The sequence below is a fragment of the Streptomyces sp. NPDC001450 genome, from assembly GCF_053597295.1.
Map to the genome: position 1 here is coordinate 279,518 of NZ_JBSFHY010000001.1, position 15,346 is coordinate 294,863.

A 15,346-nucleotide genomic window follows, 5' to 3' on the forward strand; every position below is an offset into this window, starting at 1 on the left:
CCGGGACCTGCCGCCGGCCCGCAGGTGGGCCCCGATGGCGGCTCAGCGATGCGACAGGCTTTCGCGCAGGTGGGAGAAGGTGTGGCCGAGTTGAAATGGCAAAGGCTCGGGTGCGACTGCGCGCGCAGTGCCGAAGTAGGTGAATAAGTTGAATGTCGTAATTGTCAAATAAAAGCAATGAATGTCCGATAGTCCTGCATACTGGCCCCATCTCGTACGTCTGTACGGGGAGGGAGTGATCCAGTTGACGGTCGGGTGGGACGAGAGCGGCGGCCTCGTCGATGTCTACGAGCGGGTCCTTGCGGGTGAGGCGGTCGAAGACGTGGCCGGAATCGTCAGGACCCCGATCCTGACCTCCTGGCAGCGGTGCAGGTCGCTGGGGCTCGTCCCGGACCAGCTCATCCTCACCTGCGAGCAGGACCTGGACCTGGACGGACGGCTGCTGACCGCCGCGACCCCGGTCCTCGACCGGCTGGAGGCCGCGCTGGACGGACCGCCGGTGAGCGTGATCCTCACCGACGCACAGGCACGCGTGCTGTCGCGCCGGGCCGGCGACGCGGAGTTGAACAGGCACCTGGACGCGGCGAACATCGTCCAGGGCTTCGGCTTCCCCGAGTCCAGCGCCGGCACCAACGCCGTCGGCACCGCGCTGGCCGAGCGCCGCCCGGTCTACGTCCTGGGCCGTGAGCACTTCGCGGACTGCATGCAGCAGCTCGCCTGCGCCGGCGCGCCCATCCGTGATCCGCTCAGTGGCCGTGTCGAGGGGGTCCTGGACCTCACCTGCTTCCGACGGCATTCGGATCCGGTGATGCTGCCCCTCGTGCAGCAGGCCGCCGACGAGATCGAACAGCGGCTGCTCGAACAGTCCTCGAAGCGCGAGCGGGAACTGCTCGCCGAGTTCCTCCGCACCCGGCGGGCCGCCGGAGAACCTGTAGGAGAACCCGTCGGACCGCACGAGGAGCCCCTGCCCGGCCGGGCACCGGGCGCGGACCTGATCGCCCCCGTCCATCCCGTCCTCCCCATCGACCCCATCGACCAGGCCGTCCTCCGGGAGAAGGCCCAGGAGCTGATCGCCGCCCCGCACCAGGTGGCCACCGAGGTGATGCTGTCCGGCGGCCGGACTGCGGTGCTGCTCTGCCGCGAGGTGTGCGCGGCCTCCGGCGAGGCCGGGATCGTCGTGGAAGCCGCCATCGCCGCCGGCGCCGGCCCTCAGTTCCGTATACCGGCGCCCTCAGGACCCGAGACCTCCCGCGCGAGCACCCCGGCGACCGAGGTGACGCCGCCGCCGTCGCCGTCGCCGTCGCCGTCGACATCGACACCGACGGCGGTGGCCGCGGCATCCCGGGGTCCCGCCGCCGCGGCAGCGTTCGCGACTGGTCCGACGGAGCTGATCGAGAAGCACCGGCTCGGCAAGCACCAGATCGGACAGCACGAGGCCGAGGCGGAGATCCAGGGCGCGGCCCATCCGCCGGCGCCGGAACCCGGGCAATCCGTGCAGGTGCCCGGTCAGGTCCCCCACACCCATGCCGGCCTTTTGCTCCTGGGCGAGCCGGGAGTCGGCCGGCTCGCCCTGCTGGCCCGGAAGCGGCTGGAACTGCTGTACGACGCCAGCGCGGGCATCGGCCGGACCCTCGACGTGACCCGTACGGCGGAGGAGCTGGCGGAGACGGTGGTGCCGCGGTTCGCCGACTTCGTCGCAGTCGACCTGCCCGACTCGGTGCTGCGCGGCGAGGAACCCGTCGACATCGGTGAGGGGCTGCGGCGGGTGGCGCTCGGGGAGATACGCGCGGGCTCGCATCTCTACGCCGTCGGCGAAGAGGTCAGCTGGCTCCCCGCCTCACCGCAGGCGCGCTGCCTGGAGACAGCCGGCCCCGTGCTGGAGCCGGACCTGAGCCGGGCCGTCGACTGGATCGCCAACGACGCGGGACGCAGCCGGAAGGTCCTCGAGTCCGGAATCCACTCCCTGATCACCGTGCCGCTGCAGGCCCGCGGGGTCATCCTCGGTGTGGTCAGCTTCTACCGTGCCGAGCGCTTCGGCGCCTTCGAGGACGACGACCTGTGGCTCGCCGGCGAGCTGGCCGGCCGGGCCGCGGTCTGCATCGACAACGCCCGCCGCTTCACCCGCGAGCACACCATGGCCCTGGCGGTGCAGCGCAGCCTCCTCCCGCGGGGCCTGCCCGTCCAGGACGCCGTCGAGGTCGCGCACCGCTACCTGCCCGCACAGGCCGGTGTGGGCGGCGACTGGTTCGACATCATCCCGCTGTCCGGCAGCCGAGTGGCGCTCGTCGTGGGTGACGTCGTCGGCCACGGCGTGCACGCCGCCACCACCATGGGCCGGCTGCGCACCGCCGTGCACAACTTCTCCGCCCTCGACCTGTCGCCCGAGGAACTCCTCACCCACCTCGACGACCTGGTCGGCCGCCTGGACGCGGACAGTGGCGGAAACGGGGGGATCATCGGTGCCACCTGCCTGTACGCGGTGTACGACCCGGTGTCCCGGCGCTGCACGTTCGCCCGGGCCGGCCACCCCCCGCCCGCACTCGTGCTGCCCGACGGCACCGTCGACTTCGTCGACGTGCCCGCAGGCCCGCCGCTGGGCCTCGGCGGACTGCCCTTCGAGCCCTATGAGACCGAGGTGCCCGAGGGCAGCAGGATCGTCCTCTACACCGATGGGCTCATCGAGCAGCGCGGCCAGGACCTCGACACCCGACTCGGCCTGCTGCGCCGCGCACTCGCCGCCACCCGGCCGCCCGCCGACTCGCCGGAGGAGACCTGCGGGGCCGTCCTGGACGCCCTGCTCCCCGCCCACCCCGGCGACGACATCGCCCTGCTCGTCGCCCGGACCCGCGCCCTCGACGCCGAGCGCACGGTGCACTGGGAGGTGTCGGCCGACCCGGCCGAAGTCCCACGGGTCCGCGCGGCAGTCACCGAACAGCTCAAGAAGTGGAACCTCGTCGAGCAGGTGCCCACCACCGAGCTGATCGTCAGCGAGCTGGTAACCAACGCCATCCGGTACGGCGGTGCCCCCATCCGGCTGCAGCTGATCCGCGATCACACGCTGATCTGCGAGGTGACGGACGGCAGCAGCACATCTCCGCGCCTGCGGCGTGCCCGCACGACGGACGAGGGCGGCCGCGGCCTCTTCCTCGTGGCCCAGCTCGCAGAACGCTGGGGCACGCGCTACACGGCCGACGGCAAGATCATCTGGACCGAACAGCCACTGCCTCCGGACGGGCCGGGCGGCTCGGGGCGTTCCGTCTAAGAGGTCCTAACAAAGCCGTTGGACGTGTTGGTGTGTGATGAGGCAGGTGGCGAGGCTGAGGAAGGCCTCGTGGATGTCGTCGCGATCTGGTGCGCTTGTGGTGCGGCCGAGCCCCCACTGGCTGGGCAGGTCCCCCGCTTGCTCAGTCGGTGAGTTCGTGGATCGCCGCCAAGAGGTTGAACACGGCTGGCAGGACGAAGATGCCGCCAACGCCGATCCACATGAACCCGGCTGTGCGGTGCCCGCGGCTCGGGGGTGGCGGCGGGATTAGCCGATCTGCGGTCCTCATCGTCTCGTTCGGGGCGATCAGGCTGCGCCCGGTGCGGCGCTGCCGTCGCCCCAGCCATATGAAGAGGACTGCGGCCATGGCCGTGAAGGCCGCCAGTTGGAGATGCCCACCTGGCGTATCGGCACCAGCAAGCGTCACGGCCATGTATGACAAGGAAACTCCCCCACAGGATGACGACGCGTGGATCACCTCACAACGGCACAACCATGTCAAGCAGGTTGGGCGCCGCTCACGGGCTGCCTTGTCCACACGCTTTCCAACTGTGTTGGTGGGGTGCTGGGCTGGGTGCAGGGGCGTTCACGTGCGTTCGTGGGCGGTTGGTCGGTGATGCGGGGAGGGCTGCGGGTCTCGCCTGAACGTCCCTGAACGGGGCTGAATGAGACGGGAACTGAGACGGTGTCGCGCTCCCTGCTTCACGGCCTGAGCCGGTTCTGTTGAGGGTCGAAGCAGACCAGCCCCATGGAGTCCGCGAGGGCCGCCGCATAGGCGGAGGCCTCCTCAGCCATGCTCCACTGCATCGGGAAGTAGACGAGCGGGCCGCTGGCCTCTCCGATCAACGGCGAGGTCGACCAGGGCGAGGTCTCGTCGACATCCTCGGTCAAGTCGCACCACCGCTCCAGGAGCGCGGCGACGTAGGCCGCAATGCGCTCGGTCGGCGGGTGTTCCGCATCCGTGTCGACGTAGCGGTCGTAGAGGTCTGTGAAAGTCCGCCCGGCCGACCTGTCGTCACTCGGGCGCCCGCCCTCCCACACTGCCAAGTCGTAGCTCATGCCCGGAGGCTCTCATACGCCACCGACCGGCCGGCATGCTGGTGGACCGGCAAGGTAGGCAGCACGGCCGGTCTCCTAGCCGAGGGCGACATCAGCTTGGGAAGCTAGGGGCGTTTAAGAGAGGTCGCCGGGCTGACCTGTGGCGACGCCGTCTCGGAGCTTGGATCTCCGCCGGCCTGTTCCCCCGCTGTTCCCCGTAGTTCCCCGCACGGTCTGGCACGGAAGTGGCACACCCCGCGGCCTCTCGATGGTTGCTGTACTTCGCTGCTGTACGGCAACCGGCTCCGCCCGTCTTGGCCCCTGTCTGGGCTCGAACGCATATGGCAGGCTGCGGGGATCAATTGTATGGGGGCACTGTGAACGAAGAGGACATCGCGAGAGCGGTCGCTCAGGGCCTGCGTCAGTACGACATTGAGCGACGGGCAGCAGAGCGGCGGCGGGTGCGAGAAATGGCCGTTGCGCTGCTGGCGGTTGCGTTCGTCTTCGGCCTGTCGGTCCTGGCTTCCTTCCTCAAGGTCTGACGCGTGAGCCTGCCCACGTGATCGACTGCACGACTTTGGCCGGGAGCTGCTTTGGGGGGAGTGATCATGGCCCCGTAAGCTTCCGGCGCGTCGGGCAGTCTGTGGACCTGCCCGTTAAAGCACGACGTTGGGGCCATGATCTTCGAGGCTCCCCCCAAAGTGGCTGGCTAAAGTCGGGCAGGCGATCACCCCAGCCAGCCACGATCCCACCCACCACGGCCCGCAGGTCCAACGGAGCTCCCAGCCGTCGCGCACCTGCTTTTGGACCAAAGCGGTCCTTTGGGTACGTGGCGGATCATGCGTGAAGCCCCGCATGGCTGTGCCGTCTCTCCAGGTCGGGCCTGGCGGTCTGGAGACCAGGGCGGGGATCAGGCTTGGTCCGGTGCATCGGCCCGAGGCGGGCCAGAGCATGAAGCGTGATCACCCCCGGCCGAAGGCAGGAGCGAAGCCCCGAGCCCCGAGCTCCGCGCCGGCCCGCAGTGCGGGCCTGTGGGGAGTGATCTACGCGGCGACGTCCGGTGCCGTCAGGCCAGCGCGACCGGATGGCCGAAGGCCAAGAGCCCCCACCCAGGTCTCATGGCGCCGTAGGCCGGTGACCGGGGGCGGAGGCTCAAGCCCTGGGGGCTGTGAAGCGTTTGGAGAGCCGAGGTGTCCGATGGTGGTGCTGTCGTCCTGTACGTCCGGCAGCAGACCCAGCGCCGCCGTGGCGTTCTCCACGACGACGACCCGAAGAGCCGCCGTCGTCGCGCCGTCCCGCTGCCCGCCCTCTGCATCGCGCCCCTGCGCTGGCACCGGATGCGCCAGGCGGCTGCCCGCGCCAAGGCGGGGGAGAAGTGGCAGGAGTCCGCGTACGTCTTCACCACCCGTACCGGCGCCGCCCGGTCGAGCCGCGGAACCTGTACCGCTCCTTCACCCGCGTCGCCCAGTCCGCCGGCCTCCGCGTCATCCGGCTGCATGACGCCCGGCACGGCACGGCCACGCTCCTCACGGCGGCCGGAGTCGCGCCCCGCGTCGTGATGGAGATCCTGGGTCACTCGCAGATCAGCATCACCATGGACGTCTACACCCACGTCGTCCAGGACACCCAGCGCGAGGCCATGAGCCACATGGACCGCCTGCTGCGAAAGAGGCGGCGGCCCGATCGCGGGTGACCGCACCCGCTGATGTCAGAAGTGGATGTCAAAGGCCCCAGACCATGATCGGTCCGGGGCCTTTTCCCATGTGCCCCCGGCAGGATTCGAACCTGCGACACCCGCTTTAGGAGTTTGATCAACTGGGCGCTACAGCGTGCTGCGGTAAAGGGTGCGGTAGCGAAGTGGACCGCTGGGGACCGTGGACGTACGTCGTCGTTGATGTCAGCTGTGGATGTCAGGCAGGCCGAGGCACGATGCTGACCGCGCGGTAGTCGTACCCGTCCTGCTTTTCCGGGACGGGCCGACCCTGGACTACGGCGTCTTGCGGCGCACTGCCGGGCAGCCGCCGTCTGTCCCGGCCTTCGTCGACATCCTCCGCGACCTCGCCGGCAACGAGTTACCGGCTGATCATTGACCCTGCGCTCCGGGGAGCTGGCGGCCGTCCCTGCATTCAGTGCGGGTGCGAAACCTGGGCCAGGAGGTCTCTGATCTCCCTCAGTGTCAACCCGACGCTTCCGTCCCCGTCCCTGTCGGCGATCTTCTCGAAGTGTTTCGCGGCCGTCTCGAGGTCGCCCCTGCGGCGGGCGAGGATGCCGGCGTAGCGATTGCCGCGCAGGTGGCCCGGATACTCCTCCAGGATCCTCGCCACGACGTCCTCGGCCTCCTCGTCCTGCTCCGATTCCACCAGCAGGTCGGCCAGTTCGGGCCGGGGGTCGAGCTTGTTGAATCCGTACCGTTCCCGCTCGAACTCCGCGTACCGCTCGACGGCGCGCCGCAGCCACTCGACGGCCTCCTCCTCGCGCCCGAGGCCGCGCAGCGCACGCCCCAAGTAGTACGACGCCTCGACGATGCCCTCCTCCCAGGCCATCACCAGCCATCGTTCCGCCTCGGCGTGGCGCCCGTACCGGACCATGCTCATGCCCGCCAGGTAGGCCGGCCGGGCCAGGCCCGTCTTCGCCGCCCGTACGTACCAGCGCTCCGCGAACTGCGGGTCGCCGCGGCGTTCCTCGCAGATCCAGCCCACGTGCCAGGCGGCCCGGCCATGTCCGAGCAGCGCCGCCCGGTGGTACCAGACTCCCGCCGAGCGTTTGTCCCCCGCCTCGGAGTGGATCTCGGCGATGTCGAACGCCGCCTCGGCGTCCCCCGCCTCCGCCGCGGGCTCGTAGAGCGGGAGCATGTACGTGCCCTTGGCGCCGCCGAGCCGGTGCAGCATGCGGGCGAGGTCGAGGCCGGCTCGCGTGGTGCCGGCCCGGCGGTACCACTCGGCGGCCTCGGGCAGCCGGCGCAGCCAGTCGAGTGCGTCGGCGTAGGCGAACATCTCCTCGGGGCCGGCGTCGTCCGCCTCGGCGGCGGCCCGCAGGCCCGGCAGACGGGTACGGCGCTCGGCGACCGCCAGGCTCTCGGGCTCCGCCCGCAGCTCGGCGATCTCCTTGAGGGTGCCGACTATCAGCTCCTGGACGCTGTCGAACGAGTCGTAGTTCTCCTCGTCCACGCCGGTCCGGCGCAGCCACTCCTCCGCCTCGTCGAGCCGGCGCTGACGCTTGCACAGCACGCCGAGCCGGAGACAGGCGAGGTCGTGGCCGCCGTTCTCATCGGCTGCGCGGAACCATTTCTCTGCCTCTCGCAGTTCGCCGCGTTCCTCCCACCAGATCCCCAGCACGAAGGCGGCGCCGGCGTATCCGAGTTCGTGACCGCGCTCGGCCAGGGCACGCGCCTCCGGCCATCGGCTCGCGTCCCGCTCCACGAGAATGGCCTGCTCCACGAGCGCCCGGGCACTGCCGAGCGTGGCGGCCCGGGCGTACAGCGCCTCCGCCGCCCGCACCGTGCTGGGATAGGCGTCGAACATGCCCCGGTACTCGGGGTCGCGCAGGTCGCTCAACGCGTCATAGGCGGCCTCGGGGTCCCCGTCCCGCTCGGCCGCCGCGAGCGCGTCCCCCCACCGTTCCAGGTCGTCCAGGATGCGCTCGATGATGTGGCGAGCCTGGAAGGCCTTCCGATCTCCTCTCTCGCACGCCTCACCGAGCCGGGCCAGCGCCTCCTCCCACGCACCCTGCCCGGCAAGCATCACGGCCCCGTTGGTCACACACTCCAGGCTGCCCAGCTCGGCGCCCCGCGCGTACCACTCCTGAGCCCCGGCCTGATCCCCCGCCTCCTTCAACAACGTGGCCAGCCCGAACGCACACCCCCCGTCCCGGTCGGCGGCCATGCGATACCACCGCTCGGCCCCCGCGAAATCCCACCGGTCCTTGTGAACGATGGCGAGCGTACGAGCCGCCACGGCATCTGCTTCCTCAGCCGCCGCCTTCTCCCACCAGGGCAGCGCTTCGTCCACCTGGCCCTTCGCGGTGAGGAGTTCGGCATACGCACGTGCCGCACCGGGCCGACCGGCCTCGGCGGCAGCCAACTCGGCTTCGCCCGTCCCGGCGTTGGCGTTCTGTGACCTGGATGACGCTTGCTCATGCATCCGAAGATCCTGCCAGAAGGCTGCCGACACTTCCCCGGCAGGGCTATTGCCCCGGGAGGTCACCGTCCCGCCGCGCGACTCCGGTCCTTCTCGGCGGTCGGCTTTCCCGACGTGACACAACGTGCCGCACAGGGGCAGTCAGCGTGGATGTCAGCCAAACTCTCCGAGTGGTTGCCGTACCGGCCGGACAATGCTGCGGAGGCGCCCCGCTCGTCAGTGACCGCCCGCGTTGATACCAGCCGTGGATGTCAAAGGCCGCCCACCTGCGGAAATCCGTAGGTGGGCGGCCTTTGCCCTTGTGCCCCCGGCAGGATTCGAACCTGCGACACCCGCTTTAGGAGAGAGCCTATGACGTCCCCTGTCTGTGATGGTCTCTCCCCGGCTTCACCGTTCCTACTGGTCAGCGGGGTGCAGTCTTCCGCCCTTGCCTGATCGTTCCCCGCCTTACCCGGCCTTCCGTTCCCATGACGTTCCCATAGGGCCTCCACGAACCCTTGGAAACGAGGGGCTGGGAAGTCCGCTGAGGTCAGCTGCGGTCGACGAAGCGGTGAGCATCGCGCACCTCTTGGGGGCGACAAAGCATCGCCCCGTCAGTGGACGTGTGAGGTCGGCCCTACGCGTCGAGCCGTACGACACCAGTCGGCGGGCGAGGTGCGCTCCGTATGGCCGTCAGGCCCCCGGTGCTTCCCGGTGAGTACCGTCCAGGGTGATGCGGATTCGCGCCAGTGCCTCGGCAATCTCGACGGTGTCCTCGTCGGCGAGGCCATAGACCACGCACATGTCGGCGCGGAGCGGCTCGAGTGCCCCTTCCAGGACCCCCTGGTTGCCCGTGTCGGTCGAAGGCTTCCGAGCTAGCTCGCGTCTCCCCATACGGCTTGCAGGTCCGCACAGCGGACGGTGATCGACGCGTCGGTGAGAGCGATCTCGTGCATGCAACCGCCGTCCTCGTCCGGGAGGATCTCGTCGAGGAGCACGGTGTCGACCAGCATCCAGTCGATGGAGTGCTCATAGTCGATGGAGAAGTGCGTCACGCCTGAATAGCTGATGCGCAGGCCGGATTCGTGTTTCCACTTGTTGGGCGCGAACTCCAGGACCAGCCCTCCGCTCTTGTCGGTGGCGAGACGGACCCCCGCCAGCTCCAGGTCTTTCACACAGCGGGTGGCGCCCCCGATGTCGTAGTGCCCGGGGTCGGAGGCGAAGGACCAGGCTCCCGGGGGCAAGTCGGCGCGCAGGCGCGGCAGCTCGGCCAGGTAGGCGCCTGCATCCAGACGGAACCCGTGCAGCTCGGAATCCCAGTCCGCCTTGATGAATTTCATGGACAGCCTTCCTGCGAGAGTGGAGGGCGACGCCATTTGTCGCCGGAGATGTCCTCGGTTCCCTTGGGGCCGATGCGCCCGAGCCTGCGCATCGTGTCGATGGCCCGGCCCTTGATGGCATTCTCCACGCCCGGCGGAACGTCGACCTCCTCGGCCTTGAGGCTGTGCTTGTTGAACCAGCCGTCGCTGCGGAACGTCCCCACCTCACGGTTGGCCTTGTCGTAGACGTGGATCTCGAAGTCCGATCCCTTCGAGCCTTCTCCCCAGATGTCCACCCGGCCGGTGTACCCCTGACCGAAGTCAAGAGGGTTCCCTCTCGGGCCCCTCGGCCCCTTCCCGGCGAGGCCGAGGTGGTCGCTCCAGCCCAGCGGGTTCGGCACGTAGGCGTGGTGATCGGGTGCCGGGAGCAGCCCCAGCGGGTCCGCGCTGATGTATCGCGCCGTGTCGGGGTCGTAGTAGCGGTGAAGGTTGTAGTGCAGGCCGGTCTCGGGATCGGCGTACTGGCCCGGGAAACGCAGCGGGCAGTCGACCGGCGACGCGTCCTCCTCCGGGGCCGGGAAACTGGTGCCCCACAGGCTGGTACGGCGCTGCCAGACCAGCTCTCCGGTCGCGGAGACCAGTTCCGTGGGCGTGCCGACGGAGTCGGTGACGATGGCGTGGAACCGGGCGCCGTGCTCGGGATCCGACTCCTCCGCCAACTGCGCCAGGAACGACGCGTTGGCCGCTGTCGCGGTCGGCTTGTGGCTCGTCTGGGTGACCGGGCGGGGACTGTTCGGCGCGTAGTCCCAGGTGGTGACCCAGCCGTCCGGCTCGGTCTGCTCGGCCAGACAAAGGTCGTCCCAGACGAAGTCCGTACGGTCGGCCATGGAGCCGTCGCCGGCCACGCGGTGCTTGGAGACGCGTCGGCCAAGTGGGTCGTACGAGTACCGCCATCGGCTGCCGTCCGGAGCGGTCACTTCCGTGAGGCGGTCCTCAGCGTTCCATGTGTAGGTCCAAATACGGGTCTGGCCGTTCAGCAGCTTGCGGGTCCTGCGGACGAGGCGGCCTTCGGCGTCATGCTCATAGGAGGTGCGGCCGGCCGAGCGGACGAGCGTGCCGTCGAACTGGCGCTCGCCGAGAGCCTCATGGGCGGGCGATGTGGCGTGCACCAGGTTGCCCGCCGGGTCGTACGCGTAGGTTTCGCTCCAGCCGTGGGCACGCGTTCCGGTGACGCGGCCCAAGCCATCCAGATCGAAGCGGCGCGTGCCAGACGTCAGCTCCCGGATCTCGGTGAGGTAGCCGTCTGCTCGGTGGGCGTACGTCCGGTGCTGGAGGAGGCGATCCGGGGCGGCAGCGGTCAGGGTCTGCGCGGTCAGGAGACCCGTCGCGTTCCACGTCTGGGCCAGCGTCGCCTCCCTACCGAGGTTGCGTTGTGTCTCGCGGCCCGCGGCGTCGTGGGCGAAATCCAGCGAACCCGCGGACGACCGCAGAGTGAGCGGTTGTCCTGCCGGGTCGTACGCCCACTCGGAGACCAGCCCGGAAGGTGTCACCCGTCGGGTACGGCGACCGACGGCATCGTGGACATGGATGGTCGTCCGGCCGTTCACGGCCTCTGAGAGCGTTCGGCCGAGCATGTCTCGCTCCAGCACGACCTCGGCGTCCGCGTTGGCCGCACGGCACAGCCCGCCGTCGGGGCCGTAGGCGAACGTCGTGACATCACCGGCGTCCGAGTGCTGCTCCACGACCCGTCCGAGCGGGTCCCTCGCGAAGCTCAGGGTCTCTCCGGCGCCGTTGGTGCGGGCAGCCAGCCGCCCGTCGGCACTGTGCGTGTACGTGAGGGTGCGGCCGTTGAAGTCCGTCTCCGCGGTCAGCCGGCCCGCTTCGTCGTAGGTGTACGACCAGACCAGGCCCTGCGGGTTGGTGACGGCCGTCAGCCGCAGCTCGGTGTCATAGACGAATTCGTACTGCGCTCCGTCCGGGTCTGTGCGGGTGGCCGGCACACCGAAATGGCTCACCGTGTGGTGGGTGGTGTTCCCGGCGGGGTCTGTGTGGGTGAGCAGGTTGCCCTGGGCGTCCCAGGTCCACGACTCGCGCGTGCCGTCGGGCTGCTCGCGCCAGGATGGCTTGCCCTCCGTCGTCCAGCCCAGGCGGGTGGCGTGGCCGAGAGGGTCCTTCACCTCGATGACTCGGCCGAAGGGGTCGCGGCGGATTGTGGTCGTGTGGCCCAGTTCATCCGTCAGGGCGAGGGGCAGGCCCGCCGCGTCGTAGGCCACCGTGCGGGTATGGCCGAGGGCGTTCGTGATCGCCGTCGGACGGCCCGCATCGTTGTACGCGTACCGTGTCTCGGCGCCGAGCGGATCGACCGTCGTCAGCAGGTTGCCCCGCTCGTCGTACGTGTGCCGCCAGACCGCCCCGCCCGGCTCGACGACCTCCGTCGGCAGGCCGAGCGCGTTGTATGCGGCCTGGGCCACCGAGCCGTCGGGCAGGGTGAGTTCGATGACGTTGCCGGTGCCGTCGTAGGCGTATCGGGTGGTGTGGCCCAGGGCGTCGGTGACCGTCAGTGGCTCGTTGCCGTACGCGTCCCACTCCGTGCGCGTGACATGCCCCAGCGGATCCGTCTCCTCCACCACCAGCCCCTCGGCGTTGTACCGGTGGACCGAGGCATGGCCCTGCGAGTCCGTGTACGTCGTCGTGCGGGCCGTGTCGTCGTAGGTCAGGGTGCCGGAGAGGATGCCGTCGACGCCTTCGGTGCGCACCACCCGGCCGCGTTCGTCGTAGACGTAGCCGAACCAGGTGCCGTTGCGGTCGGTCCAGCGGGTGACGCGGCCCTCGGTGTCGTACGTGCAGCGCAGGGGCTCGCCGCTGGAGTTGATGACCTCGGTGAGGTTGCCGGACGGGTCGTAGTCGTAGCGCATGACGACCGTGCCCTCGTCGGCCGCGGTGCCGGGGCGGTAGCGGGAGGGTGGCTCGTCCAGCAGGCGCAGGGCCGTGATGCGCGGGCCCTGGGTGTCGACGGCGACGTAGTAGCCGCCCGAGTGGCGGATGCCGAACGGGATGCCCTCGTCGTCGCGTTCGACGTCGATGCGGTTGCCGTTGCGGTCCGTCCAGGAGTCGAGGGCCAGGTGGAACACGCCGAAGGAGGGCGAAGGAACGGGCGCGGCGAAGGTGCGGACCACGCCCGTCGCCGGGTCCGTGACCGTCATCGCGCTGTCCGGCTTGCCGTCCCACTCCAGGGGCCACCGGGCGCCCTTCACCGGCATGGTCGCAACACCCGGTTCCGGCACCGGGTACACCAGGCGCATGCCGTCCGCCGCGGCGAAGACGACGCCCTCGCCGTCGATCTGGAGGCACTCGTCGAGTGTGGATATCCAGGTCGGGCCGAAACAGACGCCACCCCGGTAGGACGACAGGTGCGTGCGCGTGAACTCGAAGGGGAGAGCGGCCGGCAGGGTCAGATCCGTCTGTGTCATCAGCATCGCGCCGGTCGCCACGTCGATCGGCTCGCCCACGCACGGGGTGCGCTCGGCGTTGCGGGCGGCCGGGCCCAGCTCGACCAGGTCGGGGCGGAGTGACGGCGGGCGCAGCAGTAGCGGGGTGGTGTCGCTGAGCCCGCCCTCCATGCTCGCCTTCAGCAGACCGCCGCCCGCGCCCAGCGCGCCGCCGAAGATCATGCCGTCCTTGGCGGCCTGGTTGACCTCGTCCAGGCTGAAGCCGTGCTGCAGACCGGTCGCCATCTTCAGCGGCTGGGCCACGGCGAGGTCGACGGCGACCGACTCGACCCCACCGAACGCGGCGGCGACGAGGGTGCCCGCGGCGATCTCCGCCACCGTCGTGGTGACCGCGACGCCCATCGTGGCACCGAACTCGATGACCGCGTCGGCTGCCGCGACGGCCGCCCCGGAGGCGAGGCCTGCGGTGAAGAAGGCGAGCGTCACGCCGCCCGCGATGACGGCCGCGTCGATGCCGATCTGCGTCCAGAGCTTGTTGATGGCGTCGTCGATGGCGTCGGCGAACTTGTCGAGTGCCTTGGCCATCTCCCGCGAGGACTTGGCGAGGTCACTGAGCCAGCCGCCGTCCTGGTCCTTGGCGTAGCGGCCCCAGAACTTGTCGAACGCCTCGATCGCCTCACCGGTGTTGTGGTGGATGATCGACGACGCGTTGCGGTGCACGGGCGAGCGGACGTCGTCGACGGCCCCGGCGAACGTGCGCCAGGCCTTCGCGGCCTCCCGAAGCTGGCCGGAGTCGGCCTCGGGCCACCACATGCCCAGCTTGAGAAGGATGTGCCGGGCTTTGTCCTCAACGCTCACCGGCACCGTCGCTCTGCTTGTCGGTTTTCACTTCAGTGAACATGCCGGCGATGAGCTGGTCGTTGTCCACGGTTCCGTCCGCCATGTCCACCATGGCCTCGTGAATGCTCGTCAGACCGAGCACCAGGATGCCCGCCGCGCTCTCGATCTTCTTCTGCTGCGGCTTGTAGGCGTTGCCGAACTTGTCGCCCTGTTCGTCGTGGCCCCAGGGCTCACCCAGGCCGTCCAGGGTCTGGATGAGGGTGGTCAGTGCCTTGCTCAGATCGATGGCCCCTTGGTGGAAGGCAGGTGCCGCCGCCTTGATGTCGGCGGTCTTGATGTCCAGCACCTTGCCGGGGACCTTGCCATCGCCCATCGCTGTCGTCTCCCCCCGGTTCGCAGCTGCAGCTTCTGACCCTAGGGGAGACCAGTCAAGGAAAGGTCATATTGAAGGCATGTACAGGTAATGCGATGGGGGTGCTGCTCGACGGTCGAGCTCGTCGCCTTCGGTCGACTGGGCGACAGCATCCGCCTCATGATCGTCATGCCCGGCTGCATCGCTCACCCGCGTGACGCGACGGCGACGCGCGAATCACCCGCCGGCCGTGTACGGCACGCCCCGCATCCCCCAGAAAGCAGCCCGCCGGGCGCAGTAGCGCCTCATGCGATGGAGTAAAACTCAATAAAATTCCCGCACCGCATGATCGGCCCAAAGTTGCCTAAATCCCCCATCATCCCGTTCCCAGGATGCTCCCATCGAGTACACAAAGGACCCCCCGTGGCGTCCACGGAGGGTCCATGTGGCCTCTGACCAGGTGTTTCTCTGTGCCCCCGGCAGGATTCGAACCTGCGACACCCGCTTTAGGAGAGGGTCTATAGCTTGCCCTGTCTGTGATGGCCTTTCCCTGGCCTCACCGTTCAGGCTGGTCAGCGCAGTGCAGCTTTCCGTACGTGCCTGATCGTTCCCTGTCCTTACTCGGCCTTCCGTTCCCATGACGTTCCCATGAGGGGTCCTCGGAGGCCCCTGGGAACGGTGGTGGGGGAGTCGGCTGAGGCCAGCCGGGGTTGCCGAAGTGGTGAGCACCGCAGACCCCTTGGGGGCGACAAGGACCCCACCCCTGCCACTTGGGGTCGGGGGCCCTCGGGCCGTCTGTGCGGGCGGTAGATAACCGGTGGGCACAGGCTATCTGCTCGTGCTGATCTGCGGGGCCGGTCCGTAGCGAGCGCCTTCCCCGGCGGCCGGCGGCCGGCGGCTGCGGAGCCACCCGTTCACCTCTAGGCGGCAGTCCGACGCGACCCGCGCGTGTGCCCTCGCGGCTGCCGGGT

The 15,346-nt window shown here is 69.4% G+C and carries 8 protein-coding genes and 1 pseudogene; 3 read left to right on the plus strand and 6 right to left on the minus strand.

Features of this window, described 5'->3' with window-relative positions; all coding sequences use genetic code 11:
* Positions 1 to 235: 235 nt before the first annotated feature.
* Complete coding sequence (locus ACWC5O_RS01330; protein WP_450589646.1) at positions 236 to 3,262, plus strand: SpoIIE family protein phosphatase; 3,027 nt, start codon at positions 236 to 238, stop codon at positions 3,260 to 3,262.
* A 142-nt stretch (positions 3,263 to 3,404) separates the two neighbouring features.
* Here ACWC5O_RS01330 and ACWC5O_RS01335 read toward each other — a convergent pair whose 3' ends face one another.
* A complete protein-coding gene (locus ACWC5O_RS01335) occupies positions 3,405 to 3,695 on the minus strand; it encodes a hypothetical protein (protein WP_450589645.1) in 291 nt (96 codons plus the stop codon).
* A gap of 269 nt (positions 3,696 to 3,964) precedes the next feature.
* Positions 3,965 to 4,321: a hypothetical protein gene (locus tag ACWC5O_RS01340; protein WP_450589644.1), complete on the minus strand. Its 357-nt coding sequence runs from the start codon at positions 4,319 to 4,321 to the stop codon at positions 3,965 to 3,967.
* A gap of 356 nt (positions 4,322 to 4,677) precedes the next feature.
* On the opposite strand from ACWC5O_RS01340, the gene ACWC5O_RS01345 reads away from it, so the two are divergent.
* Positions 4,678 to 4,842 (plus strand): hypothetical protein, encoded by a 165-nt coding sequence (locus ACWC5O_RS01345; RefSeq protein ID WP_450589643.1) that lies wholly within the window; start codon positions 4,678 to 4,680, stop codon positions 4,840 to 4,842.
* Between the two features lie 669 nt (positions 4,843 to 5,511).
* Positions 5,512 to 5,993: pseudogene (locus tag ACWC5O_RS01350) on the plus strand (tyrosine-type recombinase/integrase); the annotation flags it as partial.
* A gap of 433 nt (positions 5,994 to 6,426) precedes the next feature.
* On the opposite strand, the gene ACWC5O_RS01355 reads toward ACWC5O_RS01350, so the two are convergent.
* The 4 genes from ACWC5O_RS01355 to ACWC5O_RS01370 form a co-directional block, all read right to left on the minus strand.
* A complete protein-coding gene (locus ACWC5O_RS01355; protein WP_450589642.1) occupies positions 6,427 to 8,439 on the minus strand; it encodes a tetratricopeptide repeat protein in 2,013 nt (670 codons plus the stop codon).
* Between the two features lie 851 nt (positions 8,440 to 9,290).
* Positions 9,291 to 9,755: a hypothetical protein gene (locus ACWC5O_RS01360; protein WP_450589641.1), complete on the minus strand. Its 465-nt coding sequence runs from the start codon at positions 9,753 to 9,755 to the stop codon at positions 9,291 to 9,293.
* Positions 9,752 to 14,041 carry a DUF6531 domain-containing protein gene (locus ACWC5O_RS01365; RefSeq protein ID WP_450589640.1) on the minus strand — a complete coding sequence of 1,430 codons (4,290 nt, stop codon included), beginning with the start codon at positions 14,039 to 14,041 and terminating at the stop codon, positions 9,752 to 9,754. The genes ACWC5O_RS01360 and ACWC5O_RS01365 overlap by 4 nt, the downstream gene beginning before the upstream one ends.
* Positions 14,031 to 14,396, minus strand: a complete 366-nt coding sequence (locus ACWC5O_RS01370; protein WP_450589639.1) for a hypothetical protein — start codon at positions 14,394 to 14,396, stop codon at positions 14,031 to 14,033. The genes ACWC5O_RS01365 and ACWC5O_RS01370 overlap by 11 nt, the downstream gene beginning before the upstream one ends.
* Between the last annotated feature and the right edge of the window lie 950 nt (positions 14,397 to 15,346).